Origin of the sequence: Kandleria sp. (assembly GCF_017934775.1) — a bacterium.
Lineage (GTDB): Bacteria > Bacillota_I > Bacilli_A > Erysipelotrichales > Coprobacillaceae > Kandleria > Kandleria vitulina.
This window is the reverse complement of record NZ_JAGBIX010000096.1, coordinates 22,269-42,296: the sequence shown is the minus strand read 5'-3', so window position 1 is coordinate 42,296 and position 20,028 is coordinate 22,269. Positions and strand designations below refer to the sequence as shown.

20 protein-coding genes and 1 other annotated feature are annotated in these 20,028 nt (G+C 36.2%); of the genes, 6 read left to right on the top strand and 14 right to left on the bottom strand.

From position 1 onward, the window contains the following. The 8 genes from tsaD to J6L95_RS10260 all read right to left on the bottom strand — a co-directional run bounded on the left by tsaD (position 1) and on the right by J6L95_RS10260 (position 6,618). Positions 1 to 1,002 carry a tRNA (adenosine(37)-N6)-threonylcarbamoyltransferase complex transferase subunit TsaD gene (tsaD, locus tag J6L95_RS10295; protein ID WP_035876414.1) on the bottom strand — a complete coding sequence of 334 codons (1,002 nt, stop codon included), beginning with the start codon at positions 1,000 to 1,002 and terminating at the stop codon, positions 1 to 3. Continuing rightward, on the bottom strand, positions 980 to 1,447 hold the full coding sequence (rimI, locus tag J6L95_RS10290; RefSeq protein WP_074689203.1) for a ribosomal protein S18-alanine N-acetyltransferase: 468 nt from the start codon (positions 1,445 to 1,447) through the stop codon (positions 980 to 982). Before rimI ends, tsaD begins: the two co-directional genes overlap by 23 nt. Continuing rightward, entirely contained in the window at positions 1,438 to 2,043 is a 606-nt protein-coding gene (gene tsaB, locus J6L95_RS10285; protein WP_287459070.1) for a tRNA (adenosine(37)-N6)-threonylcarbamoyltransferase complex dimerization subunit type 1 TsaB, read from the bottom strand. The genes rimI and tsaB overlap by 10 nt, the downstream gene beginning before the upstream one ends. Next, a complete protein-coding gene (gene tsaE, locus J6L95_RS10280; RefSeq protein WP_029070731.1) occupies positions 2,036 to 2,482 on the bottom strand; it encodes a tRNA (adenosine(37)-N6)-threonylcarbamoyltransferase complex ATPase subunit type 1 TsaE in 447 nt (148 codons plus the stop codon). Before tsaE ends, tsaB begins: the two co-directional genes overlap by 8 nt. Then, a complete protein-coding gene (locus tag J6L95_RS10275; RefSeq protein WP_029070730.1) occupies positions 2,482 to 3,021 on the bottom strand; it encodes a DUF402 domain-containing protein in 540 nt (179 codons plus the stop codon). The genes tsaE and J6L95_RS10275 overlap by 1 nt, the downstream gene beginning before the upstream one ends. An 84-nt stretch (positions 3,022 to 3,105) precedes the next feature. Continuing rightward, positions 3,106 to 3,615 (bottom strand): ECF transporter S component, encoded by a 510-nt coding sequence (locus tag J6L95_RS10270; protein ID WP_031588533.1) that lies wholly within the window; start codon positions 3,613 to 3,615, stop codon positions 3,106 to 3,108. Between the two features lie 193 nt (positions 3,616 to 3,808). Continuing rightward, the gene (locus J6L95_RS10265) at positions 3,809 to 6,082 is read right to left on the bottom strand and encodes a SpaA isopeptide-forming pilin-related protein (RefSeq protein ID WP_287459069.1); all 2,274 of its coding nucleotides are present in this window, start codon (positions 6,080 to 6,082) and stop codon (positions 3,809 to 3,811) included. Next, positions 6,079 to 6,618, bottom strand: a complete 540-nt coding sequence (locus J6L95_RS10260) for a hypothetical protein (RefSeq protein WP_029070727.1) — start codon at positions 6,616 to 6,618, stop codon at positions 6,079 to 6,081. Before J6L95_RS10260 ends, J6L95_RS10265 begins: the two co-directional genes overlap by 4 nt. A gap of 346 nt (positions 6,619 to 6,964) precedes the next feature. Between J6L95_RS10260 and glmS the strand changes: the two genes are divergently transcribed. The 6 genes from glmS (at position 6,965) to J6L95_RS10230 (ending at position 14,800) form a co-directional block, all read left to right on the top strand. Continuing rightward, on the top strand, positions 6,965 to 8,767 hold the full coding sequence (gene glmS / locus J6L95_RS10255; RefSeq protein WP_029070726.1) for a glutamine--fructose-6-phosphate transaminase (isomerizing): 1,803 nt from the start codon (positions 6,965 to 6,967) through the stop codon (positions 8,765 to 8,767). A 131-nt stretch (positions 8,768 to 8,898) separates the two neighbouring features. Continuing rightward, a complete protein-coding gene (locus tag J6L95_RS10250; protein ID WP_287459067.1) occupies positions 8,899 to 10,140 on the top strand; it encodes a hypothetical protein in 1,242 nt (413 codons plus the stop codon). Between the two features lie 154 nt (positions 10,141 to 10,294). Then, positions 10,295 to 10,514, top strand: a binding site (T-box leader). Positions 10,515 to 10,553: 39 nt separating this feature from the next. Further along, a complete protein-coding gene (locus J6L95_RS10245; RefSeq protein WP_080703069.1) occupies positions 10,554 to 11,525 on the top strand; it encodes an ABC transporter substrate-binding protein in 972 nt (323 codons plus the stop codon). Positions 11,526 to 11,542: 17 nt separating this feature from the next. Then, on the top strand, positions 11,543 to 12,466 hold the full coding sequence (locus J6L95_RS10240; protein WP_029070723.1) for an ABC transporter permease: 924 nt from the start codon (positions 11,543 to 11,545) through the stop codon (positions 12,464 to 12,466). Beyond that, positions 12,459 to 13,253, top strand: coding sequence for an ABC transporter ATP-binding protein (locus J6L95_RS10235; RefSeq protein ID WP_029070722.1), 795 nt, complete (start codon positions 12,459 to 12,461; stop codon positions 13,251 to 13,253). Before J6L95_RS10240 ends, J6L95_RS10235 begins: the two co-directional genes overlap by 8 nt. 80 nt (positions 13,254 to 13,333) lie before the next feature. Further along, on the top strand, positions 13,334 to 14,800 hold the full coding sequence (locus J6L95_RS10230) for an LCP family protein (RefSeq protein ID WP_287459065.1): 1,467 nt from the start codon (positions 13,334 to 13,336) through the stop codon (positions 14,798 to 14,800). A 25-nt stretch (positions 14,801 to 14,825) separates the two neighbouring features. Here J6L95_RS10230 and J6L95_RS10225 read toward each other — a convergent pair whose 3' ends face one another. The 6 genes from J6L95_RS10225 to mltG are packed head-to-tail and all read right to left on the bottom strand — an operon-like array spanning position 14,826 to position 19,980. After that, a complete protein-coding gene (locus J6L95_RS10225; RefSeq protein ID WP_180365690.1) occupies positions 14,826 to 14,984 on the bottom strand; it encodes a hypothetical protein in 159 nt (52 codons plus the stop codon). 48 nt (positions 14,985 to 15,032) lie between these two features. Further along, positions 15,033 to 15,515 carry a transcription elongation factor GreA gene (gene greA / locus J6L95_RS10220; protein ID WP_029070720.1) on the bottom strand — a complete coding sequence of 161 codons (483 nt, stop codon included), beginning with the start codon at positions 15,513 to 15,515 and terminating at the stop codon, positions 15,033 to 15,035. A gap of 44 nt (positions 15,516 to 15,559) precedes the next feature. Continuing rightward, the gene (gene udk, locus J6L95_RS10215; RefSeq protein WP_287459063.1) at positions 15,560 to 16,183 is read right to left on the bottom strand and encodes a uridine kinase; all 624 of its coding nucleotides are present in this window, start codon (positions 16,181 to 16,183) and stop codon (positions 15,560 to 15,562) included. Further along, complete coding sequence (locus tag J6L95_RS10210) at positions 16,173 to 17,426, bottom strand: peptidase U32 family protein (protein WP_029070718.1); 1,254 nt, start codon at positions 17,424 to 17,426, stop codon at positions 16,173 to 16,175. The genes udk and J6L95_RS10210 overlap by 11 nt, the downstream gene beginning before the upstream one ends. Then, on the bottom strand, positions 17,413 to 18,927 hold the full coding sequence (locus J6L95_RS10205) for a U32 family peptidase (protein ID WP_238588073.1): 1,515 nt from the start codon (positions 18,925 to 18,927) through the stop codon (positions 17,413 to 17,415). Before J6L95_RS10205 ends, J6L95_RS10210 begins: the two co-directional genes overlap by 14 nt. Then, entirely contained in the window at positions 18,928 to 19,980 is a 1,053-nt protein-coding gene (mltG, locus tag J6L95_RS10200) for an endolytic transglycosylase MltG (RefSeq protein WP_287459061.1), read from the bottom strand. It lies immediately after the preceding gene. Between the last annotated feature and the right edge of the window lie 48 nt (positions 19,981 to 20,028).

Here is a 20,028-nt window from a genome sequence, read left to right as displayed (position 1 = left end):
CTATCCTACACTTTCCTCTTCAAGATCATAATGTGGTTTCACGCTTATATCAAGCTCTGAAAACTTCTCATGACGATACATGACGCTTGCTGCTGAAGCAATCATAGCCGCATTATCTGTACAGTATTTCATTGGTGGGAAGATAACAGGAACGGGGCTCTTGGCCATCTTTTCTCTTAATCCCTTATTTGCGCTTACACCACCAGCTACAATGATTTCTTTTACATTAAGATCCACTGCTGCCTTAATGGCTTTTGTACTTAACACTTCCACAGCAACATCCTGGAATGTACAAGCTAAATCATTCTTTCTGACTTCTTCTCCACGCTGTTCAAACTTATGATTTAAATTGATAACAGCACTCTTCAATCCACTAAAACTGAAATTATAGCTGTCATCTAGAAGCGGTACTGGAAGATCGTAAGTATGTTCACCTAAGTGTGCCATACGATCGATTTCTGGTCCTCCAGGATAAGGGAGATGAAGTACTCTTCCGACCTTATCATAAGCTTCTCCGATTGCATCATCATATGTTGTTCCTACGACTTCAAAATTAAACTCGCTTTTCATATAGACAAGTTCTGTATGTCCCCCTGATACGACAAGGGCAAGACATGGATAATGAATTGTATTCTCAATTGCGTTGGCATAAATATGCCCAGCAATATGATGTACGCCAATAAGCGGCTTATTAGTCGCAATAGCTAAAGTCTTCGCTTCCTGCATCCCAACATGAAGCGATCCGACTAATCCTGGACCTTTTGTGACAGCTATTGCATCCACATCATCAATTGTGATATTGGCAGTACGTAAAGCTTCCTTCAACACTGTTGAAACGCATTCTACATGCTTTCTGCTGGCAATTTCTGGAACTACTCCACCATACTGCTTATGTATATCAATCTGTGATGCAACGACATTGGCCAATAATTCTTTTTCATCTTTAAGAATTGCGACACTCATTTCATCACAGCTTGATTCAATAGCTAAAATCGTTGCCATAGTCATCCAACCTTTCTTTAATCATGAGATATGCATCTTCATGATTATCTACATAATAATTCTTACGAATAGCTTTTTCTTCAAAACCAAAAGACTTATAGAGTCCAATCGCTACCTTGTTAGAAACTCTCACTTCAAGATCACACTTTTCACAGCCGTGAAGTGCAGCCCTTATAAGTGCATAGCCAAGCAGTTTCTTGGAAAGATGTTCTCCCTGTCTTTTTTTAGAAATGCCAATCGTTGTGACAGTTGCCTGTTCATAAACAAACCACATGCCAATATATCCAATTATTTCTTTATCTTCAAGTACAAAATAATGAGCAAAGCCATTATTTTCTATTTCTCTAAGATAATCTTCCTTCTTCCATGAAGAATGAGGAAAAAGCTCCTCTTCCAACTTCATGACATAAGCAAGATCATCCACTTTCATTGCTCTTATATGCATGCCTTCTTCGCCTCTACATTTTTAATATAGGTTGGCGTTAATGCATCCACATATTCTTCAGCCTCTACATTTAAAGAAAGCTGATAGATATTATTGCATAGATCAGCTTCTTCAGGATCTACTCCTAAAAGTGAAGTCTGTCCTACAAATGAAAAATCAGGGTACTGCTGTTTTAAAGCCAAGGCTTCTTCATAAGTACACATCATTTCTTCCATCAATGGTTTTCCTTGATCATAGACACAAGCAAATACCTTCTTGCTGCGGGCATCAATAATAGAAATAGCTTTCTTATTTCCAGCGTAGGCAGCTAAAGAAGAAACTGTCTTGATCTTAACTGGCGCAATCGCTGCTAATGTTTTAGCAATAGTCATAGCTACACGTACCCCTGTATAAGACCCTGGACCTTTCGTAATGATCATTTCATCCACGTTTCTTAATGAAAGGTCATGTTTTTCAATTAAACTATGAAGTACCGGAATAGCATCTTCCGATTGTCTTTTTGTCCCTATTTTCTGATAAGCATCCAACATCTTTCCGTCTTTAAAAAGACCGACAGATAAATACTGATTGCTTGTATCCATCACTACACTAATCATGACAAACCTCCTCAACGAGCTTTACATATCTCTCTCCGACAGGATGGAATATAATGCGTCGTGACTGATCTTCATTTTTTCTTATTTCAATTTCTAATCGTTCTTCAGGAAGAAGATCTTCAATATACATTGGCCATTCAATAACACAGATGCCATCATCGTCGATCATTTCTTCAAAGCCTAGATCGTCATCGCTATCTTCTAGACGATAAGCATCAAAATGATATAAGGTCTTATCTCCTTCATAGATCTTAACAATAGTAAATGTTGGAGAATTAATGATCTTCTTGATTCCAAGACCTCTTCCTATACCTTTAGTTAACGTTGTCTTGCCTGCTCCTAATTCACCAGTAAGCGTAATGACACTATGTGACTCTAACGCTTTACCAAGCTTTTCACCAAAAGCAATCATGTCAGCTTCATTATGAAATGTTAACATTATACTTTCTCCTTTTCGCTTTTCAGATAAGCATCATACCATTTCTCCGCAAATCCCGGTCTAAATGGACCTTCCATATTCTCTGTCATTTCAATAAGAATATCTAGCTGTTCACGGAAGATGTGATCCAACTCATCCGAATATCCATATAGTTTTTTATGGCTAGCATATTCTGCCTCATCAAGAACTTTATAATGGTAATCTGGGAACACTTTTAAATCGAGATCATAATCGATATATTTAAGAGCTTCTCCATCATAAAGAGTTGGAGATGCGATATTGCAGTAATAAAAAACGCCATTTTTTCTAATCATACAAATGACATTGAACCATTTATCCTTTGGAAAATAACAAATGGCTGGCTCCCTTGTAAACCAAGTACGACCATCGCTCTCAGTAACCATCGTCCTATTATTTATAGAAATAAAATGCTGATCTGTCTCTTCTAGAATAACTGTATGAGACCAGCTCCGGTGAGGTTTCCCATCATGCTTATAACAATGGATCAGCTGCTTTGATCCAACAAACGCTTCATTCATTTCCATACCTCATTTCACATTCATGGCTATTATACACGTTTTCTCTTGTTTTTACTAGAAAATCATATATGAAAAAAGAAGGCTTTACGCCTTCTTCATTTTTAATACTTTTTCTAGTCTAGGATAGAGAATCATAAAGAGAATAACACAGGCTACAAGTGTTCCTACATTATAAGGAACATTGTAAGTTAAATTCCCTTTTAGAGGTGTCTTAAACTGATACCATCCTGCAATAAGATGCGAGATTGTCTTAAGTACCATTGCTACGACAATTCCTACTGGAAAATGTTTAATTGATGGCACAATTGCGGCAACTCCACATAATACCATCGGGATCACGTAATCAAAAGCAACTGAGTAAGGACCATAGAATGTGGCTAACCCCAATGCAAAATGAAGACCACAGCACACAAGTCCTACAACTGCTCCATAAAGCGGACCAAGCAAATAAGAACAAAGAAAGATAGCGACTAGCGAAAAGGCTACGTTTCCTCCTTGTGGCATGCTTGGTGTAAATTTCGTTAAGAATTCTAATACAATCTGCATTGCTGCAAACATGGCCATCAGTGTCATGGCTTTAGTGTCTAATTTCATTATTTATTTCCCCCTTATAAATATATAAGAAGCCAACAAACAAAAAGGCTCCACATACAGTGAAGCCTTTGATATCTCGATTTGCACTCTCTACGCTGGCACTACCCAGTTCAGATCATAAGGGTCATTCTCAGCCTTGCGGCACCCCTGGCTTCTCATTGATTATATATGTTCTAACACATTATTTCAATCATTAATGACGAAAGCCAATCGTAAATATTATAGCTAGTGAAATCACCATCATTAAAGCAATCGCAATAATTGAAGTAGAATCCCCTGTTTCTACAGTCTTCTTGCTGAGTTTTACTTCCTTATTCTCCTTTTTCACCTCGTAATGTTTTCTATTCATCACTGTAAGCGTGATTGTTCCATCACCTCTTGTATCATTATTTATATGCACTATCTCTTCTTTTCTATTAAGCTCATAGCCCTTAGGTGCTTCTTCTTCCTTAATGATATACGTTCCAAAGAGAAGATGATCAAATTTCACTTGACCATTTTCTAAATGTTTTTTCATAATGCACTTCTTATCTTTATATAAGCCAAAGACACCACTTTTATCATTAAGTACTTTTCCTTCTTCATCTACCTTCTCTACAATTAGATCAGTATAAAGATAATCATCATGCATGATGATTGTCTTTTCTACTTTATCATTCTTCACTTTAAAAGACATACTATTGGCAATCTGATAGCCCTCTGGTGCCATTGTTTCAGTTAAGATATACTCATGATTTTCTTCTAATCCTTTAATAGGATGAGCCTTATTATCACTGATCCATTCATCTACTTCTTCTCCTTGATCACATTTCTTATTCTGATTGCGATCTTCAAAGACACAAAGATGAGCACCCTCTACTTCTTGATCAGCCATATCTTTCTTATAGACACGATAGACATTATCCTTCATTTCCACCTTTGCTTTCACTTTACCATTAATGATTACATCACTATGACTATCAATAGAGAAGGCTACATCTTCACTTTTCACATAGCCTTCGGGTGCTCCATTAATAAAGGAATCATCTTTTTTAAGGACTTCACTTAATATATAGTAATGATCAGTCTTTAATCCTTTAGCAAGATGTTCACTGCCATCACTTTCCCATTCATCGACAATGTTTCGTTCATTTTGATCTAAGACACCATTCTTGTTAGTATCTTCAAAGATTGTCAAATGGGCTCCCTTAACTTCTTTTCCCGTTGTGATATCAGTCTTAGAGATCACTACATTTCTATTGATAATAGGTTGTCCATTATTTAAGGTATAAACCTCATTGTCTTTACTTAAGGTAAAATGATATTCCTTCTGGTCTAGTACATGTCCCTCCACAGTTTTTTCTTCTACCACATAATACTTGCCTAGTCCTAGCTTAGATGAAATAGCTTCTCCTTTTTCATCTGTTTCTAGCTGTTCAATCTTATCTCCTTTCTTGTATTTCACGAAATCTTCATCTGCTCTAAGTGAGAAGATAACATGTGGCAGTGGCTTAGCATGGTTATGCTTAACAAGTTTCACTTGTCCTAAAGAAGGACGGTCTACACTTTTACAGATGATATTTTCTGCATTTAGGTTCACCTTGATAGGATTATCCATAATCTGATAGTTCTTTGGTGGAGTCTCCTCTTTGATGTAATAAATGCCTTCTTCTAATTCAGGAGAGAGAGCCTTCCCTTCTTTATCTGTAACAAGGCGTCCGACCTCCTTTCCTGATGGTGAATCATTGTGAATAGAGAAGATAGCACCAGAGAGATCTCCGCTCGTATTGACGCCTTCAGTGGTAGCGCTTTTTAAAAGCGTAAATCGATACTTCTTCACTGTCTTCCATTTATAGACACGCCACAGTTTCACAGTCGTTTTCTTAGGTTCAATCTTAGATATACGGTTTCCCGTGACTATCCCCTCAATAAGGTTCCCTTTAGAGGTCTTATCCTGACGATTGCTAGAATGCCAATACTTGTCATCATGGGGTGAATCGCCCCAGAAGAATCCAACGTGATGGGATCCGTTCTTCGTTGTCACGCCCCCATCTACAAAGGACCAGATAATATCTCCTTTTTCCAGTATGCCAGAATTAAGCATATCCTTCTTGGTCTTAAAATCATAATAGCGAATGTTATTCTTATTGGCCCAGCTGACCCATCCTACCTTATTGGCAGAGACACCATCAGGAATCTCATTTCGCGCATGATGCTTCTTTACTGGCATATTGTAAAGCACATACCAGATAAATCCCGTACATTGCATATGTCCCTTCTTGCCTGGTACAGGATCTTCATGAGCCTTGTCAGCACCATAAGGTGTTCCTAAAAAACGTGACTTGTTTTTTGTCAGATAGCTGACAACCTCATTTCTTGTGACCCCAAAATAATCAGTTAAATCATATTTCATGCTGTTGGCTGCCATGACCGGCGTCATTGCTGATATAAGCAGTCCAATCATCAATACTATTCTCCATTTTTTCATATTGCTTCCTCCTTGCACTCATCAAATATTTTTTCTTTTATAAATGATTTGATATCTTCTTTATTGGTGCACACTTCATAGATGGGCTTTCTTTCATCTAAACGCTGCAGATCCACCATTCTCATATCCGAAAGCTGCATACGACAATGCATCTTTTCGTGGTGATACATCGTTTCTATTTCCATCTCAAAGTTTTCATTGATAGCAGAGGAATTCTCTTTAATGGATGTACAAGGCACTATCAGCATCTTATATCCAAAATCTTTTAATACATAACACCAGTGTCCATCCTGAAGTTCTTTAGGATAACCACGTCCAATATTGAAATAAGCCAATGTATGGATCTTGGGCTTATGGTGAACATGGTAGAACGTATGATCGACATTATGATCCTTCACCAGCTGACAAAAAAAGAAAGCCAGCTGACTAGTCTGAAACATCAGACTATGCGTATATTTCTCTACGTCGTAGCATCCTGATTGTTCAAGTGACAGCAAATATTTCTTAAATTGAATAAGATTCGTCTGTGTACTCATCTTTTTCCCTTCTTCCTATAAAAAATAAATTCTATTTTTCTATTCTTAAAAAGAAGGTTTTTTTCTCATAGAAATATGAAAAGATTTTTATATGATTAAAATAATAGCAAAAGACTTCCCATTTTAAACTAAAGTCCCTATAATATGTTTGTGTCACAATGTCTACAATAAATATAGCGCCAGAACTCTTCGGAGTTGACGAGGACCAGATTTATCGAATATTCGGCGGATGATCTGGAGGTATGATGCTACCTGAACGATGGGCAAAACAAGAAGCAATTCTTGCACAAATTCCATTTGGCATCATTCATTGTCGACACATATTTCACTAATAGGAGGTCAAAATATGTGTGGAATTACAGCCTATGTAGGTAAAGGAGAAGCTCTTCCTTTCCTAATGCAAGGATTATCTAAACTTGAATACCGCGGTTATGATTCAGCCGGGGTCACTGTTTTAAAGGATGGTCATTTAACAACTGTTAAATGTAAAGGACGCCTTGCAAACTTAGAAGAAGAATTAAAAAAATATGATATGAGCGGATGTGTAGGTATCGGTCATACAAGATGGGCTACACATGGTGTACCATCAAACTTAAACTCTCACCCTCATACAAATATGAGCAATACATTATCAATTGTTCATAATGGAATCATCGAAAACTATCGTGAACTTAAAGAAACATTGATTGAAAAAGGCTATACTTTTAAATCAGATACTGATAGTGAAGTTGTCGTTCAGTGCCTTGATTATTTCTATCATGGAGATATCATCGATGCAGTTCATAAAGTTCTAGCAGTCATCGAAGGATCTTATGCATTATGTATCATTTCTACTGAAAATCCAGATAAGATCGTCGTTGCTAAAAAGGATTCACCATTAGTTATCGGTAAGACTGACGAAGGTTATGTTGCTGCGAGTGATACACCTGCTCTTCTTGCTTATACTAAAGATGTTTATTTCTTAGATGATAATGATATTGCCATCTTAACAGCTGATAGTGTTTCTTTCATCGATAAAGACAACAACCCTATCGAAAAAGAAATCGTCACTATCCCATATGATATGGAAGCTGCTCAAAAAGATGGATATGACACTTACATGTTAAAAGAAATCAATGAACAGCCTCATGTTATCAATGAAACATTAAGAGGAAGAGTCTTTGAAGATAAAGTTGTTCTTAATGAAATCAAAGATGTAGATTTCTCAAAATTCAATAAAGTATACTTTGTTGCATGCGGTACTGCTTACCATGCATGCTTATGCGGTGCTCAGATTCTTGAAAGAGCTACAAAGCTTCCAGTTATCACTCAGGTTGCTTCTGAATTCCGTTACAATGATCCAATCATTGATGAAAAGACATTATGTATCTACGTTTCACAGTCAGGTGAAACTGCTGATACTTTAGCAGCACTTCGTCTTGCTAAAAGCAAAGGCTGCACAACAATCGCTATCGCCAATGTATTAGGCTCTACAATTTCAAGAGATGCTGATTATACATTATATACTTGTGCAGGTCCTGAAATTGCGGTTGCTTCTACAAAAGCCTATACAACTCAGCTTGTCTTATTGACTTTATTGGCATTATATATCGCTCAAGATCTTCATTTAGATGTAGATCAGGATATCTTAAATCAGCTTAATGATCTTCCTGCCTATGTTGAAAATCTTATTAAAGATGAAGAACTATTCGCTAACTACGCTAAAATGCTTAAAGATAAACATGACTGCTACTTCATCGGTCGTTCATTAGACTACGCATCAGTTCTTGAAGGGGCATTAAAATTAAAAGAAGTATCTTATGTTCACGCTGATGCCTATATCGCTGGTGAATTAAAGCATGGTCCAATTGCTTTAATTGAAGATGGTACAGTTGTCATTGCGGTGGCAACACAGCCTCATGTAGCAGCTAAGACTATTTCAAACATCCAGGAAACTATCGCTCGTGGTGCAGATGTTATCTTATTTACAACTGAAAATGAAGAAGTAAACAATGTAAAGAACACTTACATCTTACCTTCAATCAACCCACTATTACAGAGCGTACTTGTTGCTATCCCACTACAGCTGATTGCTTACCATACAGCTAATATCAAGGGATGCGATGTTGATAAACCAAGAAACTTGGCAAAATCAGTTACTGTAGAATAAGCTAAAACGTACATCAGGATATGATGTACGTTTTTTCATGTATTTCTAATATTTTTATATTCATTACAACCGCTTTCGTTTTTCTTCACATTATCTAAAAAAAATGGTACACTTAAACATGAGGTGATAATGTGGACAACAAAGAAAACAAAGATTTAACAGCGTATGATAACCGTTTCCACGAAGATCCAACATCTTTTAATGATTTTCAGGCCGCTGATTATATCAAGGAATTAAAGAACCAAGACAAGAATGACGAAGCTATTGAAGTAGGTCGTACATTCTTGGAAGTAGCTCCTGAATTAAAGAGATACATCAACTATTTCGGTTATGCGCTATATAACCGTTATATCAATATTGAAGATGAAAAGATTGCAGAAAATGAAACATTATTCTTTGCAATCCTGGATGAAATTGCAAATGTATGCAAGCAAGAACGTTATTCTCCATTGGAAGCTGCTGTTAATAAAGCAATCAAATATGTCAGCAAGAAGAATCCTGTTGACTACGGAAAACTATCTGAAATTCTAGAGTATCTTGATGCCCCAACTTTAGATGATACACCATTCATCAATAAAGAAGGCAGAGAGTACGAAAGCAAGAAAGAAAAATGGTACAGAATGAAAGTTAGAGCACTTTATGAAGTGAAAGACTACAGAAACTGTATCGAACAGGCGAACATCGCGCTTACCCTACCTTTAAAATGGCATTATAACAATTTAAACTGGGTAAAATACTACCGTGGTGTTTCTCTAATTGAAGTAGGAAGATATGAAGAAGCTGAACATGTATTCCTTGAATTAAAGAACAGCTTCAAGATCGTTAACCTTTCATCAGTCCTTTATAAGCTTTATGTCAATACTGGACGTGAAAATGATGCGTATACTTATCTTATCAACGATTTCTTCCTATCAGGATATGATGCTTCAAACTTAGATAACTATGTTGCTATCGCAAAAATGGCACATGATAAAGGTGTAGAAAAAGCTGAAAAGATTGCTGCTGCAATGATCAATAAGATCAAGAGCAACGCTTATGAAACTGAATTAGATCTTTCTGAATATGACAATGAAAGTGCTGATTCATTATTCGATATGCTTTATTCTGAAATCATGTATCATCTTGAACGTTATATCAAACGTGAAGAAGGTAAAGTTATCTACTATAACAACAGTAGAAACTTTGGTAGCATTCTTCAGGAAAATGAAGATGACAATCTATTCTTCATGCAGGCTGATTTCATCGATGATGAAGAAGTCAGAAAATTCGATGTTGTTGAATTTTCTCGTATTGCAACATATGATCGTAAGAAGAAACAGGCTTCTACTAAAGCAGTTCTTCTTAAGGTTTTATATGAAGATATCAACTATTAATAAAAAAGACTGATTTTTTCAGTCTTTTTTATTTTATAGCTATAATTTTTTTCTTTTTATTTAGGATAAATCATCAAATTTAAAAACATTTTTGCAAATGTACAAAATTATTGACAAAATAATGAAACTTCACTATTATTTAAGTAATATCATATAAAAAACATTGAAGTGACATAGTAAAGAGCACTGTGGCAAAAGAGATATCACGGACGGTGAAAGTGATACGCAAAGGTTCTTGAATTCACCACGGAGTTATACAGCAGAAAAGCTGTTTCGGCAGTGCCCGTTATCGCACATGGTTCTTTGAACCTAGTAAGGCAGAACTTGTGAAAGTTATGCAACTAGAGGTGGTAACGCGTGGATTCGCCCTCTTGGGTGAGTCTTTTTTGTTTTTAAGAAAGAGAGGAATGGAAATGAAAAAAGTTTTAAGTATCTTATTGGTTCTTGGATTAGTATTAACTGGATGTAATTCATCTAGTAAAAAGGACAAGAAGGATGTAAAGATTGCAGTATTACAGTATATGCCACACGCTGCCTTGGATGCTGCTTATAAAGGATTTAAGGATAAGCTTGTTAAAGAAGGATATAGTGCAAAGAATATTACTTTAAAGAATGCTCAGGGAGAAATCTCTAACTGTGAAACAATTGCTGAACAGATGGTCAATGAATCACCTGATTTAATTTATGCAATTGCAACTCCAGCTGCTCAGACTATCGCAAAGAAGACTAAGGATATTCCTGTTGTCATCAGTGCGGTTACTGATCCTGAAACTTCTAAGCTTGTTAAATCTAACAAGAAACCTGGCAACAATGTTACTGGTACTTCTGATTTAACTCCTGTTAAAGATCAGATTAAATTATTGAAATCATTATTGCCTAATGCAAAAGAAGTTGCTGTTCTTTATACAGGAAGTGAATCTAACTCTGAAATTCAGGCTAAGATTGCTGTTAAAGAAGCTAAAGCTAACGGTTTAAATGTAGTTGAAAAGACTGTTTCTGATTCAAATGATATCGATGCTGTTGCTCGTTCAATTAAATCTGATGTTGTCTATATTCCAACTGATAACCTATTAGCTGCAAATGTTCCTACTGTAACTCAGGCTTTAAATGAAAACAATATTCCGCTTATCTGTGGTGAAGAAGCTATGGTTAAAAACGGTGGATTAGCTACTTACGGTATTGATTACTACAAATTAGGACAGAAGTCTGGAGAAATGGCTGTTAAGATTCTTAAGGGTGCTACTCCTGCTACTATGCCTATTGAATATCTTGATTCAAATGACTGTCAGCTTACTATCAATAAGACTCAGGTTTCTCGCTTTAAAGTAAGCGTTCCTGCTGATCTTGAAAAGAAAGCTAACTATGTAACTACCAATAAACAATAAAACAAAGGGGTATATTTATGGATTTATGGATTAACGCGATGCAAGGTGCCGTTAACCAGGGGATTCTCTGGAGCATCATGGCACTTGGTGTCTACATTACATTCAGACTGCTTGATATTGCAGATCTGACTGTTGACGGATCATTCGCTACCGGGGGTGCAGTGTGTGCAGTGATCTTAGTCAACGGTGGTGATCCAATCGTTGCGATTCTTGTTTCTACCTTAGCAGGATGCTTAGCAGGATGGGTAACTGGTTTTCTACTTACAAAATGCCACATTCCTGCCATTCTTGCAGGAATCCTATCACAGATTGGTCTTTATTCTATCAACTTACGTATTATGGGAAAATCAAATATCCCACTATTATCTACAAAGAGTCTTTATGACTGGGGATATAGTGCTGGATTAAAGACAACACAGGCATCTATGATTGTTGGACTTCTTATTACAGTTATGATCATCGCTATTCTTTACTGGTTCTTTGGTACAGAACTTGGTTCTGCTATCCGTGCAACTGGTAATAATGAACAAATGGTACGTGCTGTTGGGGTCAATACAAACTTTACTAAGCTTGTAGGGACAACATTATCAAATGGTCTTATTGCCTTATCTGGTGCATTGATTACTCAGCAGCAGGGGTTTGCGGATGTTAAGATGGGGATTGGTGCTATCGTCATCGGATTAGCTTCCATCGTTATCGGTGAAGTGGTATTTGGCAATCACGGTAATTTCCTAGTAAGATTAATTGCTATTGTTACAGGTTCAATTATCTACCGTTTAATCATTGCCCTTGTGCTTCAGGCCGGCTTATCTACTGATGATCTTAAATTATTGACTGCCATTGTAGTAGGCGTTGCCTTAACGATTCCACATATTCTATCTAATCGTAAGCAGGTTGCCTTATATAAGAAACTTACGAAAGAGGTGGATGAGAATGCTTAAGATCAAGAATGTTTCAAAGACTTTCAACATTGGTACTATCAATGAGAAGAAAGCTTTAAAGAATATTAACTTAGAATTAAATGATGGGGACTTTGTCACTATCATCGGTGGGAATGGTGCTGGTAAATCAACACTTATGAACATGATTGCTGGTGTCTACCCTATTGACTGTGGTCATATCCTCATTGACAACAAGGAAGTTTCATTGGACTCTGAATACAAAAGAGCTTCCATGATTGGACGTGTCTTCCAGGATCCAATGCTTGGAACTGCAAGTGCCATGTCTATTCAGGAAAACTTGGCGATGGCTTCTCGTCGTGGAAAGTCAAGAACCTTAAGATGGGGTATTACTAAAAAAGAAAGAAAAGAATTCAAGGAACTTCTTAAACCTCTTGGATTAGGTCTAGAAAACCGTTTGACTTCTAAAGTAGGATTATTGTCCGGTGGACAAAGACAGGCGTTAACATTGCTTATGGCTACTGTTAAGAAGCCTAAAGTACTGCTTTTAGATGAACATACTGCCGCATTGGATCCTGCCACTAGCGCTAAGGTTTTAATGCTGACAAATGAAATTGTCACAAAGCAGCATCTTACTACTATGATGGTCACTCATGATATGCAGGAAGCTATCGATGTGGGCAATCGTCTTATTATGATGTATGATGGCCAGATCATCTATGATGTAAGAGGAGAAGAGAAAAAACAGCTTACTGTACCAGATCTTCTTAAGAAATTTGAAGAAGCTTCAGGTAGTGAATTTGTTAATGATAGAATGCTTTTAGGATAGAAGATGACAACATCTTCTATCTTTTTTTGTTTGCACCTTTATAAAGAAAGGTTATAATAGACCCTACAGGAGATGATTAAATGAAAAAAAAGAAACATGCAAAATTCAAAAAGGGGTCCTTGATCTTAGCAGCTCAGTTCATTGCTTCGCTATTGATCATGTTCACTTCTCTTAAGATTGCTTTTTTACCTTGGTTCTATCAGCTTCTTCTTGCAGTTCTACTTATTATATTATTAGGACTTGTACATAAGATTATTTATCCAAAAAAGAAGGAAAAAAGAAAAGCTTTTCGTCAATTGACGGGAATCATCTTATCCCTTGTGCTTTCTTTTTTCCTAGTCATAAGTTCTTCCTACCTTAATGTAGCGAATGCAGCCTTGTCAGGAATGGCTAAATCTGATCCTACTGCCAATTATCGTACATATGTCATTGATGGCAGCTATAACAGCATCGGTAAGCTACAAGGACAGACTGTAGGTCTCTTAACTCTAGGTGATGAGGCTGAACATACAAAAGCAAAGCAGATTATAAAAAATAAACTCCATTGTGAAACGGAAGATTATGATACTGTTCTTGACATGCTTTCATCTCTTCGCCGTGGAGAGATTCAGGCGGTCTTTATTAATGATGCCTATAAGACAGTATGCGCCAACAACTATACTGGATGGAATCGCAACGCCTACTGTGTTGATAAGATATCCTTTACCTACGATGAAGAAGATACCCCTTCTACCAATAAAAACATTTCTAAAAATGCTTTTACAGTACTGATCAGTGGTGTCGATAGTCGTAAGAGTGTAACAGAAACCTGTCGTTCTGATGTCAATATGCTTGTGACAATTCAGCCAGAAACACATCAGATCCTGATGACCAGCATTCCTCGTGATTATTATGTATCATTAAGCAATGCTCAAGGTCATAAAGATAAATTATGCCATGCGGCTTTATTTGGTACCTATACTCTACAAAAAACATTAATCAATACACTTGATATCAATATTGACTTTTACGCTCGCGTCAGCTTCACATCCCTTACAAAGATCGTTGACCTCATCGGAGGCGTTAAGATCTATTCCGATAAAACCTTTGTCCCATGGACAGATCGTGGCATTACCATCAAGAAAGGATGGCAGACTATGAACGGGCGCTATGCCTTGGCATTCTCAAGAGAAAGAAAGACTTACACCAACGGTGATTCTCACCGTGCTGCTAACCAGCAGGCGGTCTTGAAAGCTATTATTGAGAAGATGTCTTCTTCTCCACTGCTTATCAAGAAGTATCCGGAAATCATGAAGGCTCTTTCGACATCCATTCAGACCAATATGTCTTCTGATCAGATGAAGCAGCTTTTACGTCTAGAGATTGCTTCTCATCCATCATGGGACATTATGAGTACTGTTCTTGAAGGTAACTCAAAACGTATGTTAGGTGGCTATCTGATGCCTCATACATCGCTTTATTATATGATTCCTGATGAGAATAGTATTGATGAACATCGTCAATATATTCAGAATATGATCAATGGTCAAAAAATATCTGTAAACTAAAAATAATCTGGAGAAGTTCTCCAGATTATTTTTTATTATGAAGCATAAAGAACATGCTCACTGCTCCTAAAACAAGACATATGCTGCCATAAAGCATAAAAAGCATTGTTCCTTTAATAAGTGCTGCTGTATAAAGAATAAGAGCACCTAAGTACAATAAAACAGGCAATAAGAGTGTTTTCATACATTATCCACCTTTCTTTTTAAAAAAAGAAAGAACAATTGTTCTTTCTTATCCTTCAATTTCAATATTAGTGATTTTTACATCATATGGGCTAGCAACCGCAACAGTAACAACATCACCAATAGCATGATCAAGAATAGCTTTTGCTAATGGTGATTCATTAGAAATCTTACCATTTAAAGGATCAGTTTCAGTTGTACCTACGATCTTGTAAGATTCTTCTTCAGCATTTTCTTCAGATAAATCTAAGATAGTAACGATATTACCAAGTCTAACAACGTCACTAGACATATCAGCTTCATCGATAACTTCTGCATGCATTAACATGTCATCGATTTCTTTGATACGACCTTCGATTCTAGCCTGTTCATCTCTGGCTGCATCGTAGTCGGCGTTTTCAGATAAATCCCCTTGACTTCTTGCTAATACTAAGTCTTCTCTATTCTTAACACGATCAACGTTGACTAAGTGTTCACGTTCTTCTTGTAATTTTTTATACCCTTCTTGAGTTAAAATAACTTTATTGTCCATATTTTTCACCTCACGCGTAAATTAATATATCATATTTAGTTGATTTATTCAATAATACTTCTAATTTTAGTGATCAGCAAATCAATTGCAACAACATTGCTGCCACCATTAGGAATAATGATATGAGCATACTTCTTTGAAGGCTCAATAAACTGCTCATGCATAGGTCTTACAGTATTAAGATACTGTTCACATACTGAATCTAGTGAACGTCCTCTTTCTTCCATGTCTCTTCTTAATCTTCTGATGAAACGGATATCTCCATCAGTATCTACATAAACAAGAATATCACACTGTTTTCTTACTTCTTCTTCAGCTAATACGAAGATACCTTCAAGGATAAGAACATCCTTTCCTTCGATAACTTCTGTAATATTGCTTCTTGTATGCTGAGTGTAATCATATGTTGGTTTTTCGATTGCGACTTTCTGTTTAAGCATCTTTAGATGCTTAACAAGCAAGTCAGTATCAAATGCTAATGGATGATCATAGTTGGTCTTTACTCTCTCTTCCATTGGCAAATCGCTTTGATCTTTGTAGTAGTCATCCTGTTTGATAATAACTACCTGATGCTTTTCTTCAAATGCTTCATAGACTTTTGCGGCAATACTTGTTTTACCTGAAGCACTTCCTCCTGCGATTCCAATAATGATTGCTTTATCGTTCATTTTTAACCTTCCTTCCCATATCATTCATGGCTACATTCTCTGATAATGGAATATAGAGAACTTCCATTGGATGATTGGCTACTTCTACTTCTTCTTTATCTTCATTATAGATTTTTTCTACTTTAAATGTGAAATTATCTCTCTTTGGTGAGAAAATTTCTACTGTATCTCCTACTTTAAAGTAGTTTCTTTGTTCTATCTTAGCTAAATGTTTTTCTTGATCATAATCAAGTACTCTCATGACAAATTCCTGTGTTGGATGTTCATCACGAAGATTGAAAAGCTGATAGCTAGCATCTGGTCTGCCATTAAAAAGTCCTTCACAAAAAGCACGGTTGGCAGCCTTGTTTAGCTCACTTTCATACCATGTATCTCTGAAATGATCAGGATCTGCACAGTAGGCATCAATCAGCTTTCGATATGTCGATACCACTGTCGCAATATAATGCACAGATTTCATGCGTCCTTCTATTTTGAAGGAATCCACACCAATTTCGATAAGTTCACCGATATGATGAACAAGTGCCATATCTTTTGAACTCATTGAGAAAGGAATATCATCTTCCTGATTGATTCTTTCTCCATCAGCTTCGATATCATAATACCAGCGACAAGACTGTGAACAGCCACCGCGGTTGGCATCTCTTCTTGAATAATAGTTTGAAAGCATGCATCTTCCTGAATAGGCAATACACATTGCTCCATGAACAAAGTATTCCATATCAATGTTTGGGATCTTTTTTCTGATAACCTTAAGATCCTTAAATTCTGTTTCACGCCCAAATACAACACGTTCCATGCCTAGTTCTTTCCAGAACTTGATAGCTTCTGAATTCAATGTAGACATCTGCGTTGAAACATGCACTTCCATCTTAACACCTAACTCTTTAGCGAGCATCATGATATATGGATCAGCGACAATGATCGCTTTAACTCCAATTTCATCTAATGCCAATAAGTATTCTTCTAATCCTTCTAGATTATCTTCATGAAGAATAATATTGCAAGTCACATGGATATCAGCTCCATGTTCATTAGCAAACTCAACAGCTTCCTTAATATCTTCTAATGTAAAGTTTGATGCTGCTGAACGTAAAGAGAACTCTTTTCCCCCTACAAATACAGCATCTGCTCCATAGAGAATCGCTGTCTTTAATTTTTCAAGATTTCCTGCTGGAGCAAGAAGCTCTGGCTTCTTGATAAATACACGTTTTCCATTTTCATCTCTTCTACATAGAGCCATTGCGATCCCTCCTCTTGACATCTTCTAAACGATACAATGTACTATCGTGAAGGAAACCACGATCTAATGGAGAAGACACATTCTTAAGAAGTGGCATATATTCTTTAACATGATGCACATAGACTTCAAGCCCCTGATCATAATATGTCTTAAGACAATCGCTGTACATATGTGTCACTTCAATAGCTTCGCTTACGTCCATATAGTTTGTTTCAATATAAAGATAGTCAAATACATCAAGCTGATCAAATAGATCTAATGTATAAAGCTTATTTACACTATAAATAGTTGTTCCACGTTCATCTTCATAAATATGACTCGCATAATCACTTTCACGAGCATGTAAGATAACATTATCTTTATTAAAACTTCTATCAATAGCCTGCTCATAAGTAGAGATCAGATGTCTCTTGCTTGACATCATATACTGTACGCCATGACCTTGAATCATAATTGGCATATGCGTATTTTTCTTAATAGAAATCTGTTCTTCTAAAGGAATTTCTTTTGATACCCAGGCACTTGATACCCCCTGATCACCAAGTACATTTAATGTACGATGGTTGGTATTAAGGGTCATCGGTGCATACATCATATCAAATTCATATCTTTTCTTCTTCACATAGTGCAATACTGCAAAATCCTGGAATAGTATTCCTCTGATAGAAAGTTTTGCAAGTTCATCAATGTACTTGAATAAACGACTTAATTCATGTTCATCATATAATCCATTGACCATCACATAAGTCTCATTGACACGTTCATTAATTTCAGCTATTTCATCTAAAGTATACTTTACAGGAGAATACGCACTAAAATCACCTGCCACAATAAACATTTCTACACCCATTTGCTTGAAGTCATGAATGTAATCTTTATGTGTCAGATGTAACGCCATTCTTAATTGATGTTTTTTCTTAGTAATCAAACATACACCATCTCCTACATCGAAATACTCAACTGCATAATCTCTATTATGTCTGATCCAGTTTCTAAATCTTCCAATTTTTCTAACGAGTGCTCTTGTATTTCTGTTTTCAATTTCATCAACATGATGAATCATACCATGAAAATCAAGATTGTCCACTATAACTACACCATCATCTTTTAAATATGGTACATATTTCTCGAAAAATTTACGATATTGTGCTTTCGCAGCATCGATGAAGATAATATCGTAAGGTGCATTTTTTAATGTCTGATCATCAAAGAGAAGCGCATCATCGTGGTAGATCGTAATACGATCTTCGAGATGATGTGCTTTAATATGTTCACATGCTTCCTTGTAGCATGCATCATTACGTTCAATTGTTTCTACTTTTAATCCTTCAACGTTGGATACCATCATCATTGATGAGTATCCAATCGCTGAACCAATTTCCAATAAAGACTGTCCTTTATGTTTTTTTATTTGTTCAATCAAGAAGAGAATGCCTTCCTTTTGCATAACAGGAATGTTGCGTTCTCTTGCACTTTGTTCTAATTCATCAAAAAATATCATTTAATACCACTTATTCTCCTTAACTGCCTTCTGATGTTCTTCAAAAGTTTTAGAATAAATTACAGTACCATCCTTCTTAGCGAAGAAATAGTAATAATCTGATTTCTCATAATTTAGTACAGCTTTTAAAGTCTTAAGCTGAACTGTTGAGATTGGACCGATAGGTAGTCCTTTATACTTGTATGTATTGTATTTTGAATCCACCTTAAGCATAGAATGACTTACCTTAACGCCAGTTCTACCTAAGGCATAATTGACAGTGATGTCGCTCTGTAATGCCTTATTGGCATTAAGACGGTTGATAAATACCCCTGCAATCTTTGCTTGATCTTTATCATAAAGTGATTCTCTTTCAACGACACTTGTTAATGCTAAAAATTGATGCACTGAATATCCTGAAGCTGCAATCTTGCTTTTTAATGGAGTAAGCTTCTTATCCATTTCATCTAAGAATTTCTTAGTGACACTTTCAATAGTAGGATTCTTCTCATTACAATAATATGTTTCTGGATAGAAGTATCCTTCTAATGGATAAAGAATATCTTTTTGAAGAATATCATCAGTCAAGAACCAATAAGATGAAATCAATGATTTAAGATAAGATTGATCTTTCCATTTTGCGATAACATCCTGATCTGTTACAGTCTTCCCTGTCACCTTCGTTAAATAAGTTGCTACCGCTTTGGCTGCCTGCGGAATTGTTGTTCCTTCTCCCACTTTAACTTTCTCATTAATGATATATTGCTTCTGTGTTCCTTTCATGATAGAAACCATCTTAACAAATGACATATTCTGATTAAGTTTATAAGTGTTAGCCTTAAACAACGGCTTTTTTAACTTAAGATACACTTTAGCAGCAGTAATATTTCTAACTAGCTTATGCTTATTAAGCTTAGATAGTACTGTTCTTGCACTTTCACCAGAGTCGACACTCACAATAACATCCTTACTCTTTGATGAAATGGCATGTCTTGTACCATCTATATACATATATGATCCGCCAGCTACAATAAGTAGAATGGCAATTAATATTACTAATAATTTTTTCTTCATAACGTTCCTCACTTTTTCTCATTATATAGGATTTTATTTAGATAAGAA

Bases quoted from the DNA above. Each gene is read 5' to 3' on its own strand.
- J6L95_RS10270 (WP_031588533.1), bottom strand. From the start codon at position 3,615: ATGAAATTAGACACTAAAGCCATGACACTGATGGCCATGTTTGCAGCA.
- tsaD (WP_035876414.1), bottom strand. From the start codon at position 1,002: ATGGCAACGATTTTAGCTATTGAATCAAGCTGTGATGAAATGAGTGTC.
- udk (WP_287459063.1), bottom strand. From the start codon at position 16,183: ATGAACGATAAAGCAATCATTATTGGAATCGCAGGAGGAAGTGCTTCA.
- rimI (WP_074689203.1), bottom strand. From the start codon at position 1,447: ATGCATATAAGAGCAATGAAAGTGGATGATCTTGCTTATGTCATGAAG.
- J6L95_RS10235 (WP_029070722.1), top strand. From the start codon at position 12,459: ATGCTTAAGATCAAGAATGTTTCAAAGACTTTCAACATTGGTACTATC.
- greA (WP_029070720.1), bottom strand. From the start codon at position 15,515: ATGGACAATAAAGTTATTTTAACTCAAGAAGGGTATAAAAAATTACAA.
- tsaE (WP_029070731.1), bottom strand. From the start codon at position 2,482: ATGTTAACATTTCATAATGAAGCTGACATGATTGCTTTTGGTGAAAAG.
- J6L95_RS10240 (WP_029070723.1), top strand. From the start codon at position 11,543: ATGGATTTATGGATTAACGCGATGCAAGGTGCCGTTAACCAGGGGATT.
- J6L95_RS10260 (WP_029070727.1), bottom strand. From the start codon at position 6,618: ATGAGTACACAGACGAATCTTATTCAATTTAAGAAATATTTGCTGTCA.
- J6L95_RS10225 (WP_180365690.1), bottom strand. From the start codon at position 14,984: ATGAAAACACTCTTATTGCCTGTTTTATTGTACTTAGGTGCTCTTATT.
- J6L95_RS10265 (WP_287459069.1), bottom strand. From the start codon at position 6,082: ATGAAAAAATGGAGAATAGTATTGATGATTGGACTGCTTATATCAGCA.
- J6L95_RS10210 (WP_029070718.1), bottom strand. From the start codon at position 17,426: ATGGCTCTATGTAGAAGAGATGAAAATGGAAAACGTGTATTTATCAAG.
- J6L95_RS10205 (WP_238588073.1), bottom strand. From the start codon at position 18,927: ATGATATTTTTTGATGAATTAGAACAAAGTGCAAGAGAACGCAACATT.
- J6L95_RS10245 (WP_080703069.1), top strand. From the start codon at position 10,554: ATGAAAAAAGTTTTAAGTATCTTATTGGTTCTTGGATTAGTATTAACT.
- mltG (WP_287459061.1), bottom strand. From the start codon at position 19,980: ATGAAGAAAAAATTATTAGTAATATTAATTGCCATTCTACTTATTGTA.
- J6L95_RS10230 (WP_287459065.1), top strand. From the start codon at position 13,334: ATGAAAAAAAAGAAACATGCAAAATTCAAAAAGGGGTCCTTGATCTTA.
- tsaB (WP_287459070.1), bottom strand. From the start codon at position 2,043: ATGATTAGTGTAGTGATGGATACAAGCAATCAGTATTTATCTGTCGGT.
- J6L95_RS10275 (WP_029070730.1), bottom strand. From the start codon at position 3,021: ATGAATGAAGCGTTTGTTGGATCAAAGCAGCTGATCCATTGTTATAAG.
- glmS (WP_029070726.1), top strand. From the start codon at position 6,965: ATGTGTGGAATTACAGCCTATGTAGGTAAAGGAGAAGCTCTTCCTTTC.